Raw genomic sequence first — 25,358 nt, forward strand, 5'->3', positions numbered from 1 at the left:
GGCTCAGAGCTTCGTCTTGACCTCTTCGATCTCGAAGCTCTCGACGATGTCCTTCTCCTTGATGTCCGAGTAGCCATCGAGCGAGATACCGCACTCGAACCCCTCGACCACCTCTTTCACGTCGTCCTTGAAGCGGCGCAGCCCCGAGAGGCGCCCCGTCCAGACGACGACGTTGTCCCGGATCAGGCGCGCCTCGCCGGTGCGCTTCACCGAGCCGCTGATCACCATCGAGCCGGCGACGATGCCCGCCTTCGTGATCTTGAAGACCTGGCGGACCTCGGCGCGGCCGAGGACCTTCTCCACCTTCGTCGCGGGGAGGAGGCCCTCCATCGCGCTCCGGATGTCGTCGACGGCGTTGTAGATGATGTTGTAGAGCCGGATCTCGACGCCCTCGTTCTCGGCCAGCGCGCCGGCCTTGCCGGCAGGCCGGACGTTGAAGCCGACGATGATCGCCTTCGACGCGACCGCCAGGTTGACGTCGCCCTCCGTGATGCCGCCGACGGCGCCGTTCACGATGGTGACCTTCACCTTCTCGGTCGAGAGCTTCGCCAGCGCGTGGGTGATCGCCTCGACCGAGCCCTGCACGTCGCCCTTGATGATCAGCTTGAGCTCGAGCTGATCGGCCTCCTGCAGGTTCTTCGTGATCGACTCGAGCGAGACGCGCGAGTCCTGCGGGATCAGCGTCTTCGACGCCTTCTTGCGGCGGGTCTCGGCGATCTCCTCCGCGGTCTTCCCGTCCTTGACGGCGTGGACGGGATCGCCCGCGCTCGGCACCTCGTTGAGGCCGAGGACCTCGACGGGCGTCGCGGGGCCGGCCTCGGCGACGGAGCGCCCGAGCTCGTCGGTCATCGCCCGGACCTTGCCCCACGCGCCGCCGGCCAGGAGGATGTCGCCCGTGCGGAGCGTGCCGTCCTGGACCATGACGCGCGCGACCGGGCCGCGGCCGCGATCGAGCAGCGCCTCGATGACGGTGCCGCTGGCGCGCTTCTTCGGGTTGGCGCGGAGGTCCTGGACCTCGGCGAGGAGCAGGACCGACTCGAGGAGCTGGTCGATGCCCTGCCCCATCTTCGCCGACACGCTGCAGAACATCGTCTCGCCGCCCCACTCCTCGGGCTGCAGCCCGAGCGCCGCGAGGTCGCGCTTGATCTTGTCCGCGTCGGCGCCCGGCTTGTCGATCTTGTTGACCGCGACGATGATCGGCACCTTCGCGGCCTGGGCGTGCGAGATCGCCTCCTTGGTCTGGGGCATCACGCCGTCGTCGGCGGCGACCACCAAGATGACGATGTCGGTCAGCGACGCGCCGCGGGCGCGCATCGCCGTGAACGCCTCGTGGCCCGGCGTGTCGAGGAAGGCGATCGTGCCCCGCTGCGTCTCGACGCGGTAAGCGCCGATGTGCTGGGTGATCCCGCCCGCCTCGCCCTCGGCGACGGTGGCCTTCCGGATCCGGTCGAGCAGCGACGTCTTGCCGTGGTCGACGTGGCCCATGACGGTGACGATGGGCGGACGCATCTCGACGTCCTCGTCGGCGTCGACCCCGGCCTGCATGGCCGCGGTCAGCGTGTCCTGCTCGCTGACGGCCACGTCCTCGACGCTCCAGCCGAACTCGCTCGCGAGGATCTTCGCGGTGTCGGCGTCGAGCGTGCTGTTGATGTTCACGCCCGTCATGCCCATCGACAGGAGCCGCATGAGCACGTCGGTGGCCTTCAGGCTCATCTTCGCGGCGAGCTGCTGGAGGGTGACCTGCTCCTCGATCTTGATGACCTTCTTGTGCGAGGCCATCTCCTGCGTGGAGACCTGGACCGGCTTGCGCGGCAGCGCGCCGCCCCCCGGGCGCTGCCGCCCGAAGGTCCCCGGGCGAGCGTTCCGGCCGCCGGGCATGGACCGGCCGCCCGGACCGAAGCTCGGGCCGCCGGGGCGCGCCTGCTGGGCGTTGGCGCGCGGATCGTAGGTCGTGCGCCGCGCCGGCGGCGTGCCGGTGCGGGCGGCGGGCATCGTGACGCCGGGGCGCCCCTGCCACACCTCGATGCCGGTCTTCGGCGGCGAAGACGGGCGGCGCGGCGCCTGGTTCGCGGGCGCCGCATCCTCCGGCTTGGCCGCGGGCGCGGACGCCGGCGGCTGCGTCGGCCGCGCGCCGGGGCGGGCTGCGGACGCCGGGCCCGCGGGCTGCGCCGGAGCGCCCGGCCGCTGCCCCGCGGGGGGCGGCTGCGTCGGCCGAGAGGCCCCCTGCGCCGGAGCGGACGCCGGCGTCGAGGGCGCAGCCTGCGGCCGGCCCTGAGCAGGCGCGGGCGCCGCAGCAGCCGCGGGCTTCGCCGGGGCGGGCGCGGGCGCAGCCGCCTGCGCCGGGGCAGGCGCGGGCGCGGCGGGCGCCGCGGGAGCGGCCGCTTGCGCCGGAGCCGGCGCAGGCGCCGCGGGAGCAGCCGCGGCGGGCGCGGGCGCGGGCGCCGCGGTGGGCGCGGGCGTGGCGGCGGCGGGCGCCGGCGCAGCGGCGGCGGACGGCGCCGCTGCGGCGGCGGGCGGAGCGGGCTTCGGCTCGGGCGAGGTCACCTTCGTCTCCTCCGCGGGCGCGGGCGCGGACGCCGCGGCAGGCGCGGGTGCTGCGGGAGCGGGAGCCGCCGGGGGCGGCGGCGCTGCCGGCGCGGGGGGCGCAGCCGCAACGGGCGGCGCTGCCGGGGCAGGCGCGCTGGGCGCGGGCGCGGGCGCAGGCTCGCGCGGGGTCGCGGCGACCACCGGCTCGGGAGCCGGCGCCGGGGGCGCTGCGACGGGAGCGGCGGGCGGCGGAGCGGGGCGATGGACCGGCGCTTCTTCCTGGGCAGCGCGCTCGGGCGGCGGGGAAGCTGGAGCGGACGCAGCCACAGGCCGAGAGGGCGCCGGCTCCGGAGCGGCGCGCACGGGCGCCTCCGCCGGCTCGGGCCCGCGGCCCGGCGAGGACGGCTCGGGCTCAGCCCCGGGCCGGGCGCGGCGCTTCACGACGGTCGGACGGATCCGCTCCTCCACCACCTCAGGCGACTTCTGCCGCTCGAGGTGCCGCTTAACCCGCTCGACGACGTCGGACTCGACGGCGCTCATGTGATTGCGCACGTCGCCTATACCCATGGACTGGAAGAGCGCGACCAGCGTCTTCTGGTCCATGTTCAGCTGCTTGGCGACCTCGTAGACCCGGACTTTGCTCATGCACCTCGCTCCACGTTAACCAATCCGCCTCACCCATCCGCGCGGGCGACGATTTGCGGCCACTCTGTCCACCGTCGAGGCGCGTCCGGTAGAACCGGACATCGCCGCCCTGCCCCCGACCGCGCCGCCTTCCCCGGTCCCCGGCGCAGTTGCAAGAAGCCGACCGGACCCACTCTCTGACGCCAACCGCGCCTCGCGGCCAGCAAGCTCGCCCGCCGGGCGGCCAGGTTGTCCCCCGCCCCCCTCGGACGCCGGCCGAGCGGAAGGCCTGGGGTGCTCGACGTCCACCCCCGCCCTCCCCCGCCCACGGCGGGGCGCCGGGCCGGCAGGGCCGGGCGCGGCCTTCTGCGGCTCGGGGCTCCCGCCCTCCTCGGATCGGGCAGCCGCGTTGCGCGAAGGCCGCCCCTTTCGACCGGAGCCGCCGCGCCCGCCCTCCGCGGCGCCCTCGCCCCGCTCGATGCGGGCGCAGGTGTCCACGACGTGCGCTGCGTGCGCGACGGCGGCGGCGATCGAGGGCGAAGAGATCGCCATCACCGCCACGCCGCGCTCGCGCGGGCCGCCCGCCAGGGAGCCGAGCACCTGCTTGCTGCCCCATGCGACGGCGCGCCCGTCTGCGATCGCCCGCCGCACCTCCGGCAGATCCGCGCCCGCCGCCGCGTCGCACGCGACAAGCACGAGCGCGGCCTCGCCCCGCTGGCACGACCCCACGACCGCATCGGCGCCGACCGCCACGCCCTGGGAGCGGACGGCCGCGCGGATGAGCCCCTGGAGCCGCCGCTCCGTCGCCTCCCGGATCGCCCGCGCCAGCGAGACGGTCGTGAGCGGCTCCGGCCCGGGGGCGGCCGGCTCGCCGGCGCGATCCTCGCCTGGGCCGCCCGTGCCGCCCAGGCCGGCGGTCCCCATGATCGCGTGGACCCGCCCCTTCGCGGCGCGGGCGAGACCCCGGGCGACCGCGGCCGCCAGGCAGTCCCGCTGCGGATGCACGTGCGCGCCCCGCCCGAACCCGCCGTCGCCCGGATCGACCGCGATCACGCCGCCGGGGCCGAGGATGAGCCGGACGAGCGGACGGGCGCCGCGGGCGTCCTCGACGCCGACGCGCTCCCCGCAACCGACGCACGTGCGCACCCGCCCCTTCTCGAAGGGCTCGCGCTCACCCGCGTCGCTCTGTCTGCTCACCGCTGATTCCATCCTTGGCCCTCTGCGCTGCCCCACTTCTTACGCGTGCCTCGCCTCCGCCGCACGACGGATGTCCGCCCGCGCTGCATCGAGCACCTTCTGCTCGCTCTCGACGAAGTCCCGCGCGCCCTGCTTGATGGCGCGCGCCTTCTTGATGCCGAGGCCCGTGCGGATCGCCAGCCGATCCTCGTCCTCCCGCAGCAGGTCCTCCACGCTGCGGTACCCGGCCTCCTCCAGCAGCACCACCGTCCGCTCGCCGACGCCGCGGATGAACATCAGCCGCTCGCGGTCGGTGAGCGGCTCGGTGCGCGAGCTCGCGGAGCGGATGCGCTCCTGCCGCAGCCGCTCCATCGTGGTGTCCGCCTGCGACTTGATGCGCTCCGCGGCCTCGGCGCCGCCGAGGCCCGGGATCGCGGCGAGCTCCTCGACCGACGCCTCGCTCACCTCCTCCAGCGCCCGGAAGCCGAGGCGGTACATGGACTTGGCGATCTGCTCGGTCACGCCGTCGATCTGCTGGAGGGCGGAGATCGCCTCCTCCTCCATCTGCTTGAACTTGGTCTCGCTGATGATGTCGAGCTTCCAGTTGGTCAGCTGCGCGGCGAGCCGCACGTTCTGGCCCTTGCGCCCGATCGCGAGCGACAGCTTCTCGTCCGGGACCACGAGCTCCATGCGCCCGTCGGCCTCGTCGACGATCACCTTGTGCACCTCGGCCGGCTGGATCGCGGCGATGACATAGCGCGCCGGATCCCGGTCGAACGGCACGATGTCGATCTTCTCGCCGCGGAGCTCCTGGACCACGGCCTGCACGCGCGAGCCCTTCATGCCCACGCACGCGCCCACCGGGTCGACGTCCGCGTCGCGGCTCGTCACCGCGATCTTGGAGCGGGCGCCCGGCTCGCGGGCGACCGACACGATCCGCACGATGCCCTCGTAGATCTCGGGGACCTCGGCCTCGAAGAGCTTCTCGACGAGCCGGGGATCGGAGCGGGAGAGGATGACCTGCGGCCCGCGCGCCTCGCGATCGATGTCCTTCACGTACGCGACGATGCGGTCACCCGGCCGGTACGTCTCGCGCGGCGTCTGCTCGCGGAACGTGAGCACCCCCTCGGTGCGGCCGATGTCGACGATGATGTTGTTGCCCTTCTCGAACCGCCGCACGATGCCGCGGATGAGCTCCCCCTTGCGATCCTTGTACTCGTTGAAGATGAGATCGCGCTCGGCGTCGCGCACGCGCTGGAGCAGGACCTGCTTCGCCGTCTGCGCGGCGATGCGCCCGAAGGTCGTGCGGCCGTGCTTGAGCTTCAGGATGTCGCCGTACTCCTTGTCCTGATCGCGCGCCTTCTCCGCGTCCTCAGGGCGCCAGAAGACCTGGAAGCCGAGCTCCTCGCCCAGGGTCGCGTCCAGCTTGAGCTTGTCGACGTCGTTGATGGAGATCTCGCGCTCCGGCTCGGTCACGGCCTCGACCACGGTCATGTACTGGAAGAGATCGATCTGCCCGGTGTCCTCGTTGAAGCGCGCCTCGAGCTCGCGGGTCGGGCCGAAGACGCTCTGCGCGGCCTTCAAGATCGCGGCCTCGATCGTCTCGACAAGGATCTTCTTGTCGATCCCCTTCTCCTTCGCGACCTGATCGAGGATGCTGCCGAGGCTCGTCTCCGAGGTCGGCATCGCTGCCATCGTTGCCATGACGTCCCTGTCTCCTGATCTTTCTTCTCTCTACTTGCGCTTCTCGGAGCCGCGCTCGCTCCGCCCGGAGGCCGATCCCGGAGCCGCCTCCGCGGACCGCCTGGCCTGCCCCGACTCCTTAGCGGTCTCCTTGCCCTGCCGCTGCCCCTTCTTGGGCTTGGGCTGCGTCGTGAGCTCGAAGACGAGGCGCGCCTCCACGACATCCGAAAACGGCACCTCGATCCGCTTGCCGTCGACCAGGACCGCGACCTGCCCCTCCGGCGCCTGAAGGAGCTCGCCCCGGAGCAGCCGCTGGCCGTCCGGCGCGGGCCGCGACAGCTTCACCTTGGCCGTCTTGCCGAGGAAACGGACGAACTCGGCCGGCGTCCGCAGCCGCCGGTCGAGGCCAGGAGAGCTGACCTCGAGGTTGTAATGGTTGGGGATGAGGTCCTCGACGTCGAGGACCGAGGAGACGTCGCGCGACACGTCCGCGCAGTCCTCCAGCGTGACGCCGCCGCCCGCGTCGGCCGACCCCTCGCGCTCGATCGTGATCCGCAGCGTCCAGCCCGCCCGTTCGGTGGTCCACTCCAAGTCGACGAGCGTCACCCCGTGCGAGGCGAGCACCGGCGCGACCGCGTCGCGAACGCGGCCGAGATCGAACGCGGCTCTGGTCGTAGGCTCCATCGGTTGCGGCATGTGAGAGACGTCACCCTCGGCGGATCCGGGACCTTCCGGCGCCATGAGCCCCGAGCGACGGTGCCCGGCGCCCCTGCGCCAAAAAAAAAGAGCCGATTCCCGAACTGGGAATCCGGCTCGCGGATCCGCCTAGTTGTCGGCGGACAACCTAGTCGAATGCGGGCCTTCATGCAAGGGGGGATACGGGCAAACCGCGCCTGCATTCGCCGGGGATCTCCCCGCCGGTTCGTCTCCCCGCGTCCCCCGCCGTCGGGCCGCGCCGCGTCACCGCCGGGAGGCGGGCCGCCTTACGCCAGATTCGGCAGCGCGACGATATCCACGTGCAGGACCTCCTCGAACGCCGCGATCTCCTTCAGGCAGGCTTCGCTCGGCCGCCCGGTGACCCGCATCTTCGTGCACGTGGCAGTGGCCCCCTCGAAGACCGTATTCGAGATCTCCTCGATGTTGATCCCGTGCCGTTTCATGACGCTGAGCGTGTTCGCGAGCACGCCGACCTTGTCCAGCATCCGGACGACGACCGCGTAGCGCGCGGGCGAGGTCGCGCAGATGTTGACCACGTTGGGCAGGTCCGCCTCCGTCAAGAAGGCGCGGATGATCCGGGCCGTCTCGAGGGCGACCGCGCGCTGGGCCTGCTCGGTCTGCGCGCCGACGTGCGGGGTCCCGTAGACGAGCCCCCGCCCGAGGAGGTGCGACTCGAACGGCGCCGAGCCCTTGTCGGGCTCGCTGGCGAAGACGTCGAGGCCGACCCGCAGCCCCTTGCGCGGGATGAGCTCCTCCAGCGCGGCGTAGTCCAGGACCTCGGGGCGCGCGGCGTTCACGACGATGGCGCCGTCGGGGAGCGCCTCGAGCACGCTCCGGCCGACGATGCCGCGCGTCTGCGGGGTGGCCGTCAGGTGGATCGTGAAGATGTCCGAGCGGGCGGCCAGCTCCTCCAGCGTCCGGGCGTAGCTGACGTCGAGCTTGGCGGCGCGGCCCGGCGTCAGCGAGCGCGACCAGGCGTGCGGCTCGAGGCCGAAGGCGCGGGCGCGCAGCAGCACCTCGCGGCCGATCGCGCCGAGCCCCGCGATCCCGATCCGCCGGCCGAACAGGCCGCGGGCCGCCGAGTACTTCGTCTTCTCCCAGCGGCCGGCCCGGAGCTCGGACGTCGCGTCGACCAGGCGGCGATCGAGCGCGAGGATGAACGCCATCGTCAGCTCCGCCACGGCGGTCGCGTTCTTGCCGGGACAGTTCGCCACGTAGATGCCGCGCGCGCTCGCCGCCGCCACGTCGATCGTCCCCACGCCGACCCCGGCCCGCACGATCAGGTTGAGCTGCCGCCCGGCCTCGATCGCCTTCGCCGTGACCTCCGTCGAGCGAACGACCAGAATGCCGACCCCGTCCAGGGCCGCCGGCAGGGTGTCCCTGGTGAGCTCCGGCCGGGACTCGATCTGGATCCCGAGCACCTTGAGCTCTTCCAGAGCCGAGAGGTCCATCTTGTCGGCGACTAGCAGGCGCATGCGGAAGGGAACGGTAACAGAAAAGCTCTCGCTGACGACGTGCGTTCTGTTCGCCGCCTGCGTTGCCGCCTGCGCGAGCGATCATCAGGTTTCTCCCTGGGGCGCCGCTCGCAGGCCGCACCTCGCGGCGTACGTCGCGCCCCCCGACCTCGACGCCCAGCTGCGCGCCATCGACGTGGAGGCCGCCGAGCTCGGGCTGACGCTCGAGGTCGAGCTCCGCGGCGCGCTCCCGCGCCGGGGGGGCGAGGTGGTGCTGCGCGGCTACGGCGGGACCGACGCGATCGGGCGCCGCACCTCGGCGGTCCGCGTGGCGACCCCGCGCGGCGTGGTCATGGCCGCGGGGCCGCTCGACAGCGGGCGCGCGGACCGCAGCCAGGCGACCCAGCTGATACCGTCGCTCCTCCCGGGCTCGGAGCCGGACGCGACCGAGCAGCTCGGGGCGTTCCGCTCCGGGACCGATCTCAACGGCGACGACGCGCCGGACGTGGTGCTCAGGAACGAGGCGGGCGCGCTGGAGATCTGGGCCGTGCAGCCGTTCGGCACGGCCAGGTACGCCGTCGAGCTCGCGGCGCCGCCGCGGTTCGCGCTCGACGTCGACCACGACGGCACGCTGGAGCTCGCCGGCCGGATCCCCGTGGCCGACGGGGATCCCATCGCGCCGGATCTCCTCGACGTCGCGGGCTTCGAGGGCGGCCGCTACACGCACCGCGGCGGCGCGGCGCGGGCGTTCCACGCGGCGCGCGCGGGGGGCCCGGGCGCGGACGGCCAGGGCAAGCCGAAGGAGCCGGCGAAGGACGACGCCGCGCGGCTGAGGGGCGCGCTCGAGCGGGCCTGGCACGCGCTGCTCGCGGGCAGGCCGGCGGCCGAGGCGCTCGCGGCGCTCGACCGGGAGCCGGTGCCGCCCGCGCTCCGGGAGGCGTTCGCGGCCCACCGCGCACAGGTGGCGGGCGCTGCGCCGGCGGCCCCGGGGGGCGCGCCGGCGCGGGAGGGGCCGCGCGGCGCGCCTACTCGTCCGCAGGGAGCATCGGAAACGCCTGACCGAAGGTGACGAGGATGTCGCCCGGGAGCGCGTCGGGCTCCCGGTAGCCGCGCGTGAGCGGGAAGCCCCAGTCGGCGCGCATGACGACGCGGTTGATCTGCGGGAAGAGGACCCGGAGCCCGAAGCCCGCCGACTGCTTGAGGCGCAGCTCGCCGTAGCCGTCGAACGCGTCGCCGGCGTCGAAGAAGGCGGCGCCCGCGATCTGGCACGACCAGATCTCGACCGGGCGCGCGCGGAGCTCCAGGTTCGCGGAGAGCACGTCCTCGCCGATGAACGCCGCCGTCGGGTACCCGCGGAGGCGCGTGTCGCCGCCGAGCTGCGACCTCCGGTTGAGGTAGTTCCGGTAGCGGTCGAGCAGCCGCACGTCGAACACGAGCCGCCCGAGGCCGAAGCTCGGCGTGTGCACGCGCGCGCGCGCCTCGAACGAGGCGTCGAAGATCTGGGAGCGGTCGAACTCGGTGATCGTCTTGACCACCGCGCGCGCGAGGCCGTCGCCGAGCGCGACGGTGTACGCGGCCGCGGCGGAGACGCCGAGGAAGCTCCGGGTGGAGTTGAGCGCGGTCGTGACCGGGTAGATCAGGATCGAGAGCTCGTGCCCGAGCCGGTAATCCTCCTGCAGCGCGAGCGTGTTGAAGTCGAGCACGCGCGAGAAGCGGGTCGAGTACGTGGAGTACTTGAACGTGGGCGCGATACGGGTGTCGCTCACCGGCATCTCGCTCGCCTCGAACTCGGCGATCGCGGCCGGCGCGATGCCCGCGGGCGCGTCGAGGCGGTAGACCCTGCGGCTCGCCTCGATGCCCACCGAGAAGTCGTGCTTCACGGTGGAGCCGGCGCCGCCGGGCGCGCCGCGGCCGCCGAAGCTGCGCGTGACGGCGTAGCCGCCCACCAGGATGTCGCTGCGGTAGCGGTACGGGACGTCATCGTCGTCCGGCGTGGCCGCCGCGTCGAAGGTGGCGAGCCTCGTCCCGATGAAGCGGCGCGTCACCTCGTCGCGCCAGGAGATCTCGGCGTCCCAGGCCCACTCGGCCTCGGTCGCGTAGAGCGGCTGCCCGTACACGAACGCGCCGCTCGAGCCCTCGAGCGCGCCGGTCTCCCGCGCGACGATCGCGTTCAGCTCGGTCCGCAGCCGCACGTGGCTGCCCCCGATGCGCGGCATCGCGTAGGCGACGCCGAGCGAGAGCGCGCCGGGATCGAGCGTGAGCTGCGCCGCGACGGCGTGGTGGATGCCGAACAGGTTCGTCTCGGCGGGCTGCAGGAAGAGGTACTCGAGCTTCCCCCCGGCGAAGCGGTAGTTCGAGTTGAGGCGCAGGCTCCAGACGTCCTTGGTGGCGACCGCGACCCGCACCCGCCCCGGCGCGCTGCCCCGCACGGCGAAGATGAGGACGAGCGACACCTGGCTCAGGCCGCGCAGGTTGCGCGCGGACTCGTCGGCGAGCGCCTGCTCGTAGGGGCGCCCGACGGCGAGCAGCACCTCGCGCCGGATGACGTGCGGCCGCGAGAGCACGTGGAACCAGTTCAGGAAGGACGGAGCGGGATCGCGGTCCTCGATCACCTCGTACGGGACCACGTCGACGCCCTCGACGATCTTGCCCTCGGGCGCGGGATCGAGCGTCGCGCCGAGCCGCGCCAGGGTGCGCTCGATCGTGGCGCGCTCGTAGCTCGAGTAGCCCTCGAGCTGCCGAGGCGCGGCGTCAGCGGCCGGCGCGGTCTGCTGCGCGTGCGCCGCGGTCGCGAGGAGCGCGCCGAGGAGCGCGGGCGCGCAGCGCATCAGCACGATCGATGCGCGCCGCACGAGCCGCTCCCCTCAGAAGGACTCGTTGGCAGGGTACGTCGCCATGACGTTGATCTTGTACTTCACGTACTGGTGCGGGATCGTCCCCCAGTCGGGCGTCGGCATCGCGCGCTTCACGCAGCGGAGCAGCTCCTTCGTCTTCGCGCGGCTCACCGTCGTCGACTTGCCCGCGTAGAGGTTCGTGCGCTTGCGGCGGAAGTCCATCTCGAGGACGTAGCTCACCGTGATGCTCGCCTTGCCGGACGGGGCGCACTGCACGTTGTCGCGGATCGCGCGCGCGAGCGCGTCCTCGAAGAAGGTGACGTGGTCGCAGCGCTCGGGCGGCGTGGTGCCCGGGCCGGGGTTCTCGCACTTGATCGTGGTAAACGGCGAGAGCGTGACGCCCTCCTCCACCGCGGCGCCGGCGTCGGCGAGCGCGCCCGCGTCCCAGGCGTAGGCGCCGGCGTCGGCCGTCGCCGCGTCCGCGGACGGGATCGACTCAGGCTTCGGGCGGCGCCAGAGGTAGAGCGGCACCGCCACGACGATGAGCCCCGCGACGAGCGCGATGATGATCTGGAGCCGCACGGGGCGCTCGCTGCCGCCGCGACCGAGGTAACGGTACGGCGAGGGCTGAGACGGCGGGCTGGACGGGAACGGAGGCCGGCTGTTCATCGGACGCGTTCAGGTTCAATCGATGAGCGTCCGCGCAGGGCGCCCGGGCTCGCCCTTCACCAGCGTCGCGCCGAGCTCGAGCGTCTCGGGGAGCATCCCCTGAACCTGCGCGACCACCTGCTCGACCACGTGGCGCGCCTCGTCGATGCTCGGACCCACGATCGAGACCACGAACTTGAGCGGACCCGTCCGCCCCGCCACGGCGGGCGTGAGGCTGAGCAGCAGCATCTCGGTCAGATCGATCACCCGCTGCGCCGCCTTCCGGAGGGCGAGCATCTCCAGGATGGTCGGGCGCTCGCTGACCTGGCGGTTCGGCCCGCGCAGCTCGTAGCGCGCGACCTGCATCGGCACCTCGGCCCAGTCGGCGAACAGGCCGTCCTCGTCGATCGCCTTCATCAGGTGCTCGCGCACGAGCAGGCCGGTGAGGCCGTCGCGCTTCGCGAGGTACTGCTTCGCGCGCCGGTGCTGCGGCGAGTCCGGGCCGAACGTCACGAGCTTCATCCGGCACTCGCCGACCTGCACCTCGCCGCCGTGCAGCAGCGAGACCTGCGACTTGCGCTCGTAGTTGAAGTCCGCGTAGGTGCCGTTCGTGCTGCCCTGATCCTCGATGAGCCACGAGCCCGTCTGCCACTTCAGGATCGCGTGCGCCCCAGACACGGTCGCCTCGGGCACGCACAGGCTCTGATCGCTGCGCCGGCCGAGCGCGAGCTTCGTGTCGTGCAGCGGGAGCAGCGTGCCGACGATCTCCGGCGCGTTCGTCGCGTACGTCACGAGCAGCGACTGCGCGCCCGGCGTGAAGTTCAGCTTCAGCGCGCCGCCCGGCGGCGGGCCCGGATCGAGGCGCTCGCGCGGCAGCTGGATCGGGCTCGTCGTGAGCTGCGACGGGTTGAAGAAGCGCATGTGCCGCGCCTGCGGCCGCATCGACGGGTCCTCGTTGAGGCCGCGGAAGATCTGCCGCACCTCGTCGATCGACAGGCCCGCGGGGACGTCGAACATGATCTGCTGCTTCATCGTCTTGAGCCGCGGCTTGTAGCCGGGCTCGGGGACGCGGCAGGTCCACATCTCCCAGAGCGTCAGGGCCATCGCGTACACGTCGTCCTCGGGGCTCGCGCCGCCGTTGCGCAGCCGCTCGGGAGACATGTAGTTCGGCGTGCCGCCGTCGGGCGGCGCGCCGGGGCGGCGCGCCGAGGCGCGCGCGCGCTCCTGCGCGAAGCCGAAGTCGAGGATCACCGCGCGGCCCTCGGAGACCATCACGTTGCCGGGCTTCAGGTCGCCGTGCACGAGGCCCTGCGCGTGGATCGCCGCGAGCCCGTTGCACACCTCGCTCGCGATCTTGCGGAACTCGTCGGCCGTGTAGCCGCCCTGAGCCTTGCGCTTGCGGATGTGCGTGTGGAGCGTCTGCCCGGGGATCTGCTCCATCACGAGGATGGGGCCCCACGGGCTCGGCGCGAGGTCGTGCACGCGGCAGACGTTCGGGTGGCCGACCGAGCGCGCGAGGAGCAGCTCCTGGCGGAGCGCCTCGTCGTCGCCCGGCATGCGCGACTCTTCGCGGACCACCTTGAGCGCCACGGTCTGCTGCGTAGAGCGATCGAAGGCTAGGAAGACCTCGCCCATGCCGCCCTTACCGAGGCTCTGACGGATGTCGTAACGATCGTTGATGACCGTTCCGGCAGTGATGGGAGGAGGGGGTGTCTTGGTCACGGCCCGCGGTGGATGAAAGGAGCGCGAACCGGAGCGTGCCCGACACCGGCTGCGGCGCACAGCGTCGTCCATCTGAACGTCGAGCGCAACGGTCGTTCTAGGGAACAGACAGGACGCAGCGCGGCGGCAGCCGCCGGCCCGCTGGTTTGTGCCGAGATCGCCCCTCCGGACGCCCCGGGCGCCGGGATCTCTTCGGGATCTCTTGACGATGGCCGCCGATTTGTTTACGCGCCTCGGCCAGCCCGGCGGGACCGCCGCGCGCGCCGGCGCTGGCGCCGCGAGGCGCGCCAGGCCGGCGAGCCGGCGGAGCCGAGATCCGGCGCAGCGCCCCCGCCGGCCCAGAGCCCGGGACGGACGCGATCACGTGACCGCAGCGCCGCGGATCCTCGGAGGACCGATGCGCTGGGACGGCTGGATGGAGCAGAGGAGAGCGCGCCTCGCCGCGGCGGCGCTCTGCGCGGCGGCGGCGGCGTTCGCGCAGGGCTGCGGCGACGACGAGGACGGGAGCGCCGGCGCGGCGTCGGGCGGCGGCGCGGACGGCGCCGGGTGCCTGGACGCGCGATCCCACGGCGCGCTCTTCTCGCTGGTCGACCCCGCGTGGTGCGCGGTCGCCGTCTACACGACCGACGAGGAGATCGGCTTCGCCTCGGTGACGTGGGGGCGGCACGGCGGGCCGATGTTCGCGCGGAGCGACGCCGGCGGCGCGGCGGAGATCGTGCGGCTCACGCCGCCCGAGGGAGCGGACGGGGAGCTCGCCGCGGCGTCGACGACGATCGACGCCGGCGTCCCCGACGGCGCCTTCCTCGGCGCACAGGCCGTGGACCTGCCCTTCTTCGGCTGGACGGCGATCTCGTGGACCAGCGCGTTCCCCGACACGCTCGGCGAGCTGATCCTGATCGACGACGGCGCGGTGCGCGCGGTGGCGGAGCGCTACGAGGTGAACGGCATCTTCGCGGCCGCCGCCGTCGAGGGGCGCCTGCTCTACACGGGGCTGTCGCCGCTCGGCGATCCCGCCGCGGGCGCGAACGGCCTCTATGCGGCCGACAGCTGCGGCGCGGCGGGGCAGGACGCGCGGCTCCTGCCCGAGGGCGACGCGGGCTGCGCAGCGCCCGACGCCGTCGCGGCGTGGGGCGACAGCTCCGGCCCCGTCGCCGCGGATCTCCGCGGCAACGTGATCGCCGTGCTCCCGTCTGCAGACGGAACGCAAGAGGCGCGCGGGTTCGCGGCCGAGGCGATCGCGCGGGGCGCCGGGCCCACGGAGGGCGACGTCCTCTTCTCGCTGCCGGGCAGCGGCACGAGCCTCGCTGCCCTCGCGCCCGAGCAGGGCGCGCCGGGCCTCGTCGTCTTTCAGCCGAGCGACCCCGCGACCTACGAGGCGCTCGCGCCGATCGCCGTCGCGACCAGCGACGACGGCGGCCGCATGCGCGCCGAAGGCGCCCCGGCCCCGCTCGTCGAGCTCGCCACGGCGGGCACGCTGCTCTCCCTCGTCACCGACGACGCGAACCGCCTCTGGATCGGCGGCCCCCTGCCGGACGGCGGGTTCCTGTTCGCGGTCGCCGTCCGGCGCTGAGCCGCACGCCTCGGGCGGCCCCTCCAGCGCCGCGCACGCGGCCGCGTCACCGCCGCGCCGCGGCTCACCGGCCGTCCGGACGGCAGCGCACCAATCTCCGCGCATTTCCTGCGCGTATCGTGACACTGCAGATTGACACCTCAGAGTCGCCTCAGTCACACTGCTTTCGAGGCGGCTGCTGTGTGTCCAATCTTCACCTCCTCACGCTGCCCGAGGAGAGGCACGACATGCCTGAGGGCCGACAGCCAGAGGTAACCGGCAGCTCGAGGGGATCGAGGGCTGCCGCGCCCGATCCGCTGCTAGGGCGTGTCATCAACGGCCGCTTCACGATCGTCAGCGTCATCGCGCGCGGCGGCATGGGCAAGGTGTACAGGGCCGAGCAGGCGCCGCTCGGCCGCATCTGCGCCCTCAAGGTGCTGAGCCCCAAGTACGAGGGCGATCACGACCCCGAGTTCCACCGGCGCTTCTTCCTCGAGGCGTCGACCGCGGCGAAGCTCTCGCACCCGAACACGGTCACCGTGTTCGACTACGGCCAGAGCGACGACGATATCTACTACATCGCGATGGAGTACATCGAGGGGAAGACCCTCCACCGCGTGCTCCGCGAGGAAGGGCCGTTCCCCGAGGCGCGCGCCGCGCACATCGCCCGCCAGATCTGCCGGTCGCTCCGCGAGGCGCACGGGCTCGGCGTCGTGCACCGCGATCTCAAGCCGGGCAACGTGCTGCTCGTCGACCACGAGGACGAGCACGATCACGTGAAGGTGCTCGATTTCGGGCTGGTCAAGGACACCCAGAGCGGCGAGGACCTGACGCAACAGGGCCTGTTCATGGGCTCGCCCAAGTACATGGCGCCCGAGCAGATCGCCGGCAGCGGGGTGTCCGCGCGCACCGATATCTACGCGCTCGGCGTGATGATGTACGAGATGCTGTCGGGCCAGGTGCCCTTCGACAAGGGCGCGAGCGTCGGGACGCTCATGTCGCACGTCAACGACCCGGTCCCGCCCATGCAGGCGCACAACCCGAGCCTCTCCATCTCCCAGACGATGGAGGGGATCGTCTACCGCTGCCTGGAGAAGGACCCGGCGCAGCGCTTCTCCTCGATGAACGAGCTCCTGGCCGCGCTCAAGTTCGCCGCGGGGGGCATCTCCACGCGGGACACCGGCGAGACCGCGCCCATGCTGCCCGGCGCGGCGAGCCACCGCCCGTCGGCGCCCTCGTACCCGTCGCTCCCGGCGTATCCGCGGCCCCCGTCGTATCCATCGTCGCCGTCGTATCCGTCGGGCCCGTCGTATCCGCCGACGCCGTCGTATCCGCCGACGCCGTCGTATCCGCCGACGCCGTCGTACTCGACGACGAGCGATATCCCCGGCCTCTCCACGCCGAACTCGTCGCCTCCCACGAGCTCGCCCGTCACCTTGACCGCCCCCATCGCCACCGACAGCGGGCCGCGGCCGCCGGCGGCGCCCCTCTTCGTCGCCCCGTCGGTCACCAACGCGATGGGCACCGACGCGATGGGCGCCGACCCGGTGGGGGCGCGCCCGGCGCCGCACGCCGACGGGCTCTCGTCGACCCAGCCCGGCGCGAGCCCGGGCAGGCGGCTCGTGCCCTGGGCGATCGCCGCGGCCCTCGCCGCCGTGGTCGGCGTCGCCGCCGTCATGACGACGCGCTCGCCGGCGGCAGGGACGAGCGCCGCGGCGCGCGAGCAGGGCGCGGGGAGCACGCCGGCGGCCGAGGCGCCCCCGGCGGCGAGCGCGCCCGCGGCGAGCGCACCCGCGGCGCGCCCGCTGCAGGTCGAGAGCACGCCGCCCGGGGCGGCGGTCCGGGAAGGCAACAAGGAGCTCTGCGCCGAGACGCCGTGCGAGATCATCTGGCGCGGGACGGCGGCCGCGCTCGCGTCGGAGCACGAGCTCGTGTTCGAGAAGGCCGGCTATCGCCCCGCGATCGTGCGCGTCTCCGGCGCCGAGGAGCGGGTGCGCGCGCGGCTCGATCCGGCCCCGATCGCGGCGCCGGGCGCCCCGAGCAAGCCCAGGGCGAACGTCCAGAAGGCCGAGCCGTACAAGAGCAATCCCTACTGACGCGCGCGCACGCGCGCCGGCCGCTCTGGTAGAATCGCCGCGCCTCCGCGGCCAGAGCCGCTTGCCACGACCAGCGCGGCTTCGCGCTCGCGGGAGGGGCGCGCCGGGCGCTCCCCTCGTCGATGAAGTGTTCGGTGTGATGTGGGGAGCCGCGCCGTCCGCGCTCCCGAGCTCTCGCCGGGATCGCCGTCGCGGCCCGGCCTTTGTCGCCGGAGGGTCGCGGTCGCGCCCCCGGCCCCGATGAGGACAGGGCGAACTCATGTCGTCTCCCGATTCCTGCTCGCACGGCCGGAACGGCGCCGCCCCGGCGCCCGCCCCGACCCACGACGCCCGCCCGCGCCGCCCCGCGCGGCCGCGCAGCGGCGCGGCGCTCGCGCGGCGGCTCCTCGCCTGCGCCGTCGCCCTCGGCGCGACGACCGCCGCGCGCGGCGCGCTCGCCGACGCCCGCACCGAGGCGCGCCTCCACTTCCGGTCAGGCATGGACCTCATCGCCCAGAAGCAGTTCGACGAGGGCATCCGGCAGCTCCAGAAGGCCAACGAGATCCTCCCCCACCCGAACGTCGTCTTCAACATCGCGCGCGCGCACGCCGAGGCCGGCCACATCGAGCAGGCGATCGCCGCGTACCGCGAGTACCTCGCGAGCGATCCCGCGGACCGGGACCAGGTGACGCGGATCGTCGCGCAGCTGGAGCAGCGCCTCGCCGCGCAGCGCGCCGCGGCGGCCCCGGAGCCGCGGCAGCCGCCCGCGCCCGAGCCGCAGCCGCCCGCGCCCGTCCAGCCGGCCCCCGGCGACGCGCCCGCCCAGCCCCCCGCCGGCCAGCCCCCCGCGGGGACCGCGGCGCCGACCGGCGCCGTCGCGGCCCCGGCGCCCGCGCCGGCCTCGAGGGCGGCGCACGTCGACGCCGCGGGGATCGTCGGCGCCGCGCGCACCGAGGACGTCTACCAGGAGACCGTGATCACCGCGTCGCGCGGCGCCCAGAGCCCGCTCGACTCCCCGAACTCGACGACCATCGTCACCCGCCAGGACATCCGGCTCTCCGGCATGACCCGCATCCCGGAGCTGCTCCGGCGCGTCGCCGGCATGGACGTCATGCAGATCACGGGCGGCGACGAGAACGTCTCGATGCGCGGCTTCAACAGCCGCCTCGCGAACAAGCTCCTCGTCCTCGTGAACGGGCGCACGGTCAAGAACGACGTGCTCGGCTCGACCTTCTGGGAGGCGCTCTCGATCGACGTGGATCAGATCGAGCGCATCGAGGTGGTGCGCGGCCCGGGCTCGGCGCTCTACGGCGCCGACGCGTTCGCCGGCATCGTCAACATCATCACGATCGAGCCCGGCGCCGGGAAGAGCGGGTTCCGCGCGGGCTACGGCGACCACCAGCAGGGCTACGGCTCGGTGTGGGCCTCCGCGCGGGAAGGCGACTTCGCGTACCGCCTGTCCGCGGGCTACACGCGCTATCCGCGGTGGACGCGCGAGGTCGCGGGCGACCGCATCGACCTCGAGACGAGCGGCCAGAGCCAGGATCTCGGCGCGCAGAACGTGCGCATCGATCTCCGGGCCTCGCAGCGGCTCGGGCCGCGCCGCGAGCTCGCGGTGGGCGCCGGCTACTCCCGGAGCGAGCTCGACATCTACGGCATCGGCCCGTTCAACGACTACAACCTGGAGGTCGCCAACACCGACGCCTCGGTCGCGTACCGCGGCGAGAACGTCAACGCGCGGACGTACTACTCGTACCTCGACGGCTCCTCGCTGCTCAACGCCGCGTACCTCGGGCACACCCTGTACGCGGGGCGGCCGCGCCAGCACATCGTGAACGCCGAGCTCGAGTTCGCGAAGACGCTCCGCGCGCCCGCGGCCGTCGCGCACGACTTCCACATCGGCCTCGGCTACCGGCTCAAGGCGACCGACTGGAGCTACCTCGACGGCGACATGCCGATCGAGCACCACGGCTCGGTGTTCCTCCAGGACTCGATGAAGCTCGGCGAGCGCGTGACGGTGGTCGCCTCCGGCAGGCTCGACTACGTGCCCTACCTGGAGCGGCTCATCCCGTCGCCGCGCGGCTCGGTCATCGTCAAGCCGACCGCCCGCCAGGCGATCCGCCTCTCCGGCTCGACCGCGTTCCGCTCGCCCACGTCGCTCGAGGCGTACGTCGACCTGCCGATCCAGCTCGCGCTGCCCGGCCTCGAGCTCCTCTCGACCACGCGGCCGCCGGTCCGGTCCGACGTCATCATCGACCCCGAGCAGATCATCACCGCCGAGGCGAGCTACCTGAACCAGCAGAGCGACTATTTCGAGTTCGAGGTCACCGCGTACTACAACCGCGTGAGCGATCTCATCGTGCTCGCCGAGCCGCAGCGCGTGACGCTCTCGCAGCGCGCCCAGGGGTTCGGGGGGCTGAACCCGGAGACGGGGCGCTACACGTCCGGCTTCGGCGGCTTCGAGAACCAGTGCGACGTCTACCACGTGGTCGGCGGCGAGCTCGGCGGCCGCGTCTACCCCGTCGAGGGGCTCGACATCTTCGCCAACTACGCGCTCAACCTGTCGGAGCAGCAGCGCCCCGCCGGGTGCAACGCCCCCGAGGACGAGCGCACCAGCCGGCACAAGGTGAACGCCGGCGTCCAGGTCCGCACCCCGATCGGCGTCGACGGCGAGGTCACGTTCCACTACCAGTCCGCGCAGGCCTGGGCGGAGCAGGTCCCGGCCGGGACGGTCATCGCCACCACCGTCTACCCGCTGCCCGCGTACACGCTGCTCAACGCGCGCCTCGGCTACCGCTTCCTCGACAACCGCGCCGAGGTCTCCGCGACCGTCTTCAACGCGCTCGACGGCCTCGGCGAGGCGCCGCTGCAGATGCACCCGTTCGGCAACCGCATCGGCCGGCGCTTCATGGGATTCTTCCGGTACTCGCTCTAGGCACCTCCATGCTCGGATCCAGCCCCCGCACCGGTCTCCTCCTGCTCGGCGCGCTCCTCGCGGCCCTCCCGGGGTGCGAGGAGGCGGACGTCTTCATCCCGCTGCCGGACCAGAGCGGCCCCGCCGGGGTGCTCGACGGCACGGTGACCTACGCCGGCCCCCGGCCCTGCACGCGGGACGGCCGCGTCGTCGGCGCCGCGATCGTGCTCGGCTTCGACACGCGCCTCTTGCCGCCGCCGGAGGGGCTCGGCACCTCGGCCGCGAGCCTCGACGTGATCCCCGGCGACGAGCTGTTCGCCGGCCTGGGCGCCGCGCTCGATCGCACGAACGACGGCGCGCTCCGCTGCCCCGCGCCGGACGATCCGCCCGTGACCGTGAGCGCCACGTGGCGGCTGTCGCCGCTGCCCGCCGGCACCTACCAGGTCCGCGGCTTCTACGACCACGACGGCGACTTCGATCCGCTCTTCAGCATCGCCAACCTGCCGACCCGGGGCGACGTGGCCGGCGGCGCGATCGAGAACGCGACCGAGGTGCTCGGCGGCGCCGCCCCGCGCTACCGCGAGATCGCGCTCGCCGCCCCGATCCCCGCGACCGGCGCGCGCGTCAGCGGCATCGCGGTCACCCTCGGCCTCCCGCTCCCGCTGGAGCGGCCGATCTTCCACGTCGCCGAGGTGCTCGAGCCGCCCGACGGCGTCGAGGAGGGCCCGGGCGAGGTGGTCATGGCCTCGGACTTCCAGCTGGAGACGTTCAGCCCGGCCAACCCCGCCGGCACCGAGGCGTCGCTCCTGCGCCTGCGGCTCGCCGCGGGCGTGCCCGACGAGGAGATCGCCAGCGCGGCGAAGCCACCGATCTCGCTGCCGGTGGGCGGCGAGCCCGCGCCGACCCTCACGTACGCGCGCCAGGACGTGAACGGCGACGGAGCGATCGACGGCGACGATCACGTGCCGGACTCGGCGCTCATCCCGGCGCTCTTCCCGATCGCGGTGTTCGCGAAGCAGAGCGCCGACGACCCGCTGGTCAGCCAGGCTGCGCCCGCGGTGCTCCTCCAGGGGCTCACGATCTACGACGACCTGCTGACCACGGCCACGCTCGGCGCGGAGCCGCTCAACGAGCCGCGGGACAGCGCGCTCGTCGGCGTCCGGCCCGCCGCGCTCTGCATGCGCCCGGCCGAGCCGGAGCGGGGCGGCGTCCTCGTGATCAGCCACGCGAAGGACAAGGAAGGCAACGACATCATCGCCGCGCAGGACGTGCCCGAGGTCGAGGCGGCGCTCGCCCGGCAGTTCGGGCGCCCGATCGAGATCGTCTACGGCTGCCTGCCCGAGGGGCGCTACGCGCTCAACCTCATCTACGGCACCGGCCAGGCCTGGACCGTGCCGAACGAGGCCGGCGTGTGCGCGCCGTCGGAGGCCGCGCCGTCCCCCGACGTCTGCGGCGCGCGGCCGCGCCTCGCGTCGCAGGACATGGCGCTCCGCATCGGTCCGCCGGACGACCCGGCGTACTGCGCCGAGCACCCCACCCCCGCGCTCTGCCTGCCCTGAGCGCCTCGCGCCCCCTGCCCCGCGCGCCGTCGCGCCCGCCCCGAAAGAAGCGCCGATTTCCTGCGGAGAGCGCCGGTTGCGCCGCGCGCGCCGGTTCCCTCGCGCGCCTTCTCCGATGGTAGGGTCCAGGCCCATGCGCTGGTTTCGCTTTCCCTCGCTTGCTTGTCTGGGGGCGCTCGGCGGCGCCGCGGCGGGCGCGCTCGTTTCGTCCGACGCGGCCGGCGGCTGGCCGCCGCCCGCCTCGGCCAGCGCAGCGGACATGGCCGATCCCGAGAACTGGCCGGACGATCCCGACTACGGCCCCTCGGCCACGCAGAGCGGGCAGTGGAGCTTCTACTCCTTCCTCCCGGCCCCGAGCGGGAGCGTGCACCCCCGCCCGGAGGAGTCCGCCGCCGGCATGGCGATCGATCTCGCCTGGCGCCTCACCCAGGGCGACCCGCGCGTCCGCATCGCCGTCACCGGCTCCGGGATCCTCTGGGACGACGAGGATCTCCTCGAGAAGGTGTGGCTCAACCGGGGCGAGCTCGAGCCCTACAAGCCGCTGCACGCGGACGGCACGGCGTGCGCGGGCGACGGCGAGCTCGCCGGCTTCGACTGCAACGGCGACGGGGTCCTCTCGGCCTCGGACTACAAGGACACGCCGGGGCTCACGCCAACGGCGTCGGCGGGGCGGCCGCAGGGCGACCGGAACGGCAACGGCCGGCTCGACGCCGGCGATCTCATCCTCCACTTCTCGGACGGCTTCGACGACGACGACAACGGCTACGTCGACGACATCGCCGGCTGGGACTTTTTCAAGAACGACAACGATCCGTTCGACGACACCCGGAACGGCCAGGGCACCGAGGGCGCGAAGATCGCGGCGGCGCAGACGAACAACGGTCTGGGCGGCGCGGGCGCCTGCCCGCTGTGCAGGGTCGTCCCGCTGCGCGTCGGCGACAGCCGCGTCGCCGACGCGCAGGACCTCGCGAAGGCGATCCTCTACGCCGCCGACCTCCGGGCCGACGTGGTGCAGTGCCCGGTGACCGCCGTCGACAGCACCGCCTTCCTCCAGGCGGCGCTCGATTACGCGCACGGCGAGGGGACGCTCGTGGTCGCGTCGGTGGGCGACGAGGGCTCGCGCCACCACAGCGCGCCCGCGATGAGCAACCACGCGCTGCCCGTGAGCGCCGTCCGCTACGACGGCCAGAGCGTCCAGACGTCGACCACCTTCCTCGACGCCTCCCCGTGCTCGAGCTTCGGCGGCAACAACCTGCTCGCCGTGTCGAGCGCCGGCTGCGCCAGCGACGCGACCGCCGAGCTCGCCGGCGTCGCGGGCCTCCTGTACTCCGCCGCCCTGGAGCGCGGCGTCGCCCTGTCGCCCGCGGAGACGCAGGGCCTGCTCCTCGTGAGCGCCGACGACATCGACGTGCCCGAGTCGCGCGAGCCCGGGTCGCCGTACCGCTCCTCGCAGCCGGGGTTCGATCAGCGGTTCGGCCACGGCCGCGTCAACGCGAGCCGCGCCGTCGAGGCGCTGCGCGACGGGCGCGTGCCGCCCGCGATCGACCTCACGTCGCCGCGGTGGTTCGAGGTCCTCTACAAGGATCAGGTGCAGGTGCCCGTGCCGATCGAGGGCACCATCTCGGCGAAGCGGGCGACGGCGTACGACTACGCGATCGAGTGGGCGCCCGGCGTGCAGCCGCTCGAGTCGGAGTTCCGGGTGCTCCAGCGGGAGGTGAACGTCGCGCCGTCGGTCGTCATCGGCGCCGGCGGCCCGCTCGCCTCGCTCGACGTGCGCACCATCGACACGTCCCACGCCCGCGACGCCGACAGCCCCCACGGCGAGAACGACCGCGCGATCACGGTGCGCGCCCGGGCGACCGCCCGCTACGGCGGCGCCGCCGGCGACGTGCGCACCGAGGCGCGGCGCACCTATTACGTCGCCAGCGATCCGACGCTGGTCGACGGCTTTCCCTTCCCCATCGGCGACAGCGGCGAGGGCAGCCCGAAGCTCGCGGACCTCGACGGCGACGGGGGGCGCGAGATCATCTACCCCACGGCCGGCGGCGAGCTGCACGCGCTGAAGCTGACGCCGAGGGGCCCCGAGCCGCTGCCCGGGTTCCCGTTCCAGACGCGCCACGCCGACGGGCTCGATCCCGAGACGCCGGAGGCCTCGCCCGCCTCCTACGGGCGCGCCCGCGCGTACGACGAGGTGGCCTGGAACGAGCTCGGCCGCGAGCCGATCCTGGGCGCGCCCGCGATCGCGGATCTCGACGGCGACGGCGCGCAGGAGATCGCGATCTCGACCTGGCCGGGCACGGTCTACGTCGTCGGCGTGGACGGCTCGCTCCGCGACGGCTGGCCGGTGCGCCTGCCCGAGATCCCCTCCTGCCCCCTCGATCCCGGGGCGCCGGCGGGCGCGCCGTGCATGTCCGCCGACGCGCGGATCGCGCGGGGGGCGTTCGCCGCGCCGGTCCTCGCCGACCTCGACGTCGACGGCCGGCTCGACGTGATCCAGGCGGCGTTCGACGGCAAGGTCTACGCCTTCGACGCGGACGGCGGCGCGCTGCACGGCTGGCCGGTGGAGGTGCACTACGAGGGGCCGCTGGCCCGGGAGCCGGCGCGGAGCCGCCTGCTCGCGACGCCGGCCGTCGCCGATTTCAACGGCGACGGGCGCCCGGACCTGCTCGTCGGGTCGAGCGAGCGGCTCGGCGACGACGGCGACGCCGGGGCGGTCTACGTGCTCGACGCGCGCGGCGCGGACGCGCCCTCCGGGCCGGTGCTCGCGGGCTGGCCGGTCACGATGCCGTCGCTCTCGCTCGCGCCGCTCGTCGCGGAGGGGATCGCGGCCTCGGGCGTCGTCGGCCGGTTCGGCGGCACGCTGGCGGGGGTCGCGCAGGGCAACGGCGCGCCGCCGCTCGTGCTCCCGGCCTCGCCGGGCGCGCAGGACGGGCTCCTGTCGACCCCGGCGGGCGCGCTGCCGCCGCCGCGGGGCGGCTCGCCGGCCGGGCTCGATCCGACGTTCGGCCCGCTCTCGCCCGCGGCGGGCGCCCGGACGATGCTCCCGCTGCTCTCGCATCCGGCGCTGGGCGACGTCGATCAGGACGGCACCCCCGACGTGATCGCCGCCGGCGGCTCGGAGGCGGCCGCGCTGGCGCTCGCGGGCGAGCGCGGCGCGGAGCGGCCCGCTCACCTGCTCGCGGTCTGGAGCGGCCGGTCGGGCGCGATGCTGCCGCGCGCGCCGTTCGTCCTCGAGGATCACACGGTCGGGGGCAGCCAGGCGGTGGTCGATCTGAACGGCGACGGCTACCCCGAGGTGCTGACGGGCTCGAGCGGCTATTTCCTGCACGCCTTCGACGGGTGCGGCCGGGAGCCGCGCGGGTTCCCGAAGTTCACCGGCCAGTCGATCGCGACGACGCCGGCGGTGGGCGACCTCGACGGCGACGGGACGCTCGAGGTCGTGGTGGGCACCCGCGACGGCTGGCTCTTCGCGTGGCACACCGAGGCGACGACGGGCGCGCTCGTCGCGTGGGAGAGCTTCCACCACGACAACCGGAACACGGGCAACCTCGAGACGCCGCTCGATCAGGGGGGCGGGCGGAGCGCGGCGCGACCGCTCACCGTGGACCTGTGCGAGGGCCCGCAGCAGGCGCAGGTCCTCCTGCGGCTGGGCGGCGGCTGCGCCTGCGCGGCCGCGGGGGCTCCGCGCGGCGGGGCCGACGACGGCGGCGAGCGCGCGGCGCTCGGGGCGGCGCTGCTCGGGGCGATGGCGCTGTGGGGGCGGCGGCGGAGGGCGTAGGCGGGGCGCGCGGGGCCGCGGCAGCCGAGCGAGCCGTCGCGCGGCGCCCTCGCGTCGCCGTCGCCGCCGGCCAGCCCCTGCCTGCGCCGCTCCCGGCGC

General features: G+C 73.9%; 14 protein-coding genes. 6 read left to right on the forward strand and 8 right to left on the reverse strand.

The annotated features are described in order from the left end of the window. Positions 1 to 3 precede the first annotated feature (3 nt). The 5 genes from infB to WME83_RS35305 form a co-directional block, all read right to left on the reverse strand. Positions 4 to 3,171, reverse strand: coding sequence for a translation initiation factor IF-2 (gene infB / locus WME83_RS35285; protein ID WP_437314097.1), 3,168 nt, complete (start codon positions 3,169 to 3,171; stop codon positions 4 to 6). 15 nt (positions 3,172 to 3,186) lie between these two features. Then, entirely contained in the window at positions 3,187 to 4,347 is a 1,161-nt protein-coding gene (locus WME83_RS35290; protein WP_437314098.1) for a DUF448 domain-containing protein, read from the reverse strand. 39 nt (positions 4,348 to 4,386) lie between these two features. After that, positions 4,387 to 6,030, reverse strand: a complete 1,644-nt coding sequence (nusA, locus tag WME83_RS35295; RefSeq protein WP_437314099.1) for a transcription termination factor NusA — start codon at positions 6,028 to 6,030, stop codon at positions 4,387 to 4,389. Between the two features lie 30 nt (positions 6,031 to 6,060). Then, positions 6,061 to 6,693, reverse strand: coding sequence for a ribosome maturation factor RimP (rimP, locus tag WME83_RS35300; protein ID WP_020738783.1), 633 nt, complete (start codon positions 6,691 to 6,693; stop codon positions 6,061 to 6,063). Positions 6,694 to 6,992: 299 nt separating this feature from the next. Further along, positions 6,993 to 8,201, reverse strand: coding sequence for a phosphoglycerate dehydrogenase (locus WME83_RS35305; protein WP_437314100.1), 1,209 nt, complete (start codon positions 8,199 to 8,201; stop codon positions 6,993 to 6,995). On the opposite strand from WME83_RS35305, the gene WME83_RS35310 reads away from it, so the two are divergent. Beyond that, positions 8,200 to 9,249: an FG-GAP repeat domain-containing protein gene (locus WME83_RS35310; protein WP_437314101.1), complete on the forward strand. Its 1,050-nt coding sequence runs from the start codon at positions 8,200 to 8,202 to the stop codon at positions 9,247 to 9,249. The two genes, WME83_RS35305 and WME83_RS35310, sit on opposite strands and share 2 nt — an antisense overlap. Here the strand turns inward: WME83_RS35310 and WME83_RS35315 are convergent. The 3 genes from WME83_RS35315 to WME83_RS35325 are packed head-to-tail and all read right to left on the reverse strand — an operon-like array spanning position 9,206 to position 13,384. Beyond that, the gene (locus WME83_RS35315) at positions 9,206 to 11,032 is read right to left on the reverse strand and encodes a hypothetical protein (protein ID WP_437314102.1); all 1,827 of its coding nucleotides are present in this window, start codon (positions 11,030 to 11,032) and stop codon (positions 9,206 to 9,208) included. The two genes, WME83_RS35310 and WME83_RS35315, sit on opposite strands and share 44 nt — an antisense overlap. A 12-nt stretch (positions 11,033 to 11,044) precedes the next feature. Next, the gene (locus WME83_RS35320; RefSeq protein WP_437314103.1) at positions 11,045 to 11,683 is read right to left on the reverse strand and encodes a hypothetical protein; all 639 of its coding nucleotides are present in this window, start codon (positions 11,681 to 11,683) and stop codon (positions 11,045 to 11,047) included. 15 nt (positions 11,684 to 11,698) lie between these two features. Further along, a complete protein-coding gene (locus WME83_RS35325) occupies positions 11,699 to 13,384 on the reverse strand; it encodes an FHA domain-containing serine/threonine-protein kinase (protein ID WP_272826330.1) in 1,686 nt (561 codons plus the stop codon). A gap of 415 nt (positions 13,385 to 13,799) precedes the next feature. On the opposite strand from WME83_RS35325, the gene WME83_RS35330 reads away from it, so the two are divergent. The 5 genes from WME83_RS35330 (at position 13,800) to WME83_RS35350 (ending at position 25,259) form a co-directional block, all read left to right on the forward strand. Continuing rightward, on the forward strand, positions 13,800 to 14,954 hold the full coding sequence (locus tag WME83_RS35330; protein ID WP_437314104.1) for a hypothetical protein: 1,155 nt from the start codon (positions 13,800 to 13,802) through the stop codon (positions 14,952 to 14,954). Positions 14,955 to 15,181: 227 nt separating this feature from the next. Beyond that, positions 15,182 to 17,029: a serine/threonine-protein kinase gene (locus tag WME83_RS35335; RefSeq protein ID WP_437314105.1), complete on the forward strand. Its 1,848-nt coding sequence runs from the start codon at positions 15,182 to 15,184 to the stop codon at positions 17,027 to 17,029. A 259-nt stretch (positions 17,030 to 17,288) separates the two neighbouring features. Next, a complete protein-coding gene (locus tag WME83_RS35340) occupies positions 17,289 to 19,943 on the forward strand; it encodes a TonB-dependent receptor domain-containing protein (protein WP_437314106.1) in 2,655 nt (884 codons plus the stop codon). Positions 19,944 to 19,951: 8 nt separating this feature from the next. Beyond that, on the forward strand, positions 19,952 to 21,481 hold the full coding sequence (locus tag WME83_RS35345) for a hypothetical protein (protein WP_437314107.1): 1,530 nt from the start codon (positions 19,952 to 19,954) through the stop codon (positions 21,479 to 21,481). 133 nt (positions 21,482 to 21,614) lie between these two features. Further along, entirely contained in the window at positions 21,615 to 25,259 is a 3,645-nt protein-coding gene (locus WME83_RS35350) for an FG-GAP-like repeat-containing protein (protein WP_437314108.1), read from the forward strand. Positions 25,260 to 25,358 lie beyond the last annotated feature (99 nt).

This window comes from Sorangium sp. So ce385, assembly GCF_051474135.1.
Lineage (GTDB): Bacteria > Myxococcota_A > Polyangia > Polyangiales > Polyangiaceae > Sorangium > Sorangium cellulosum_D.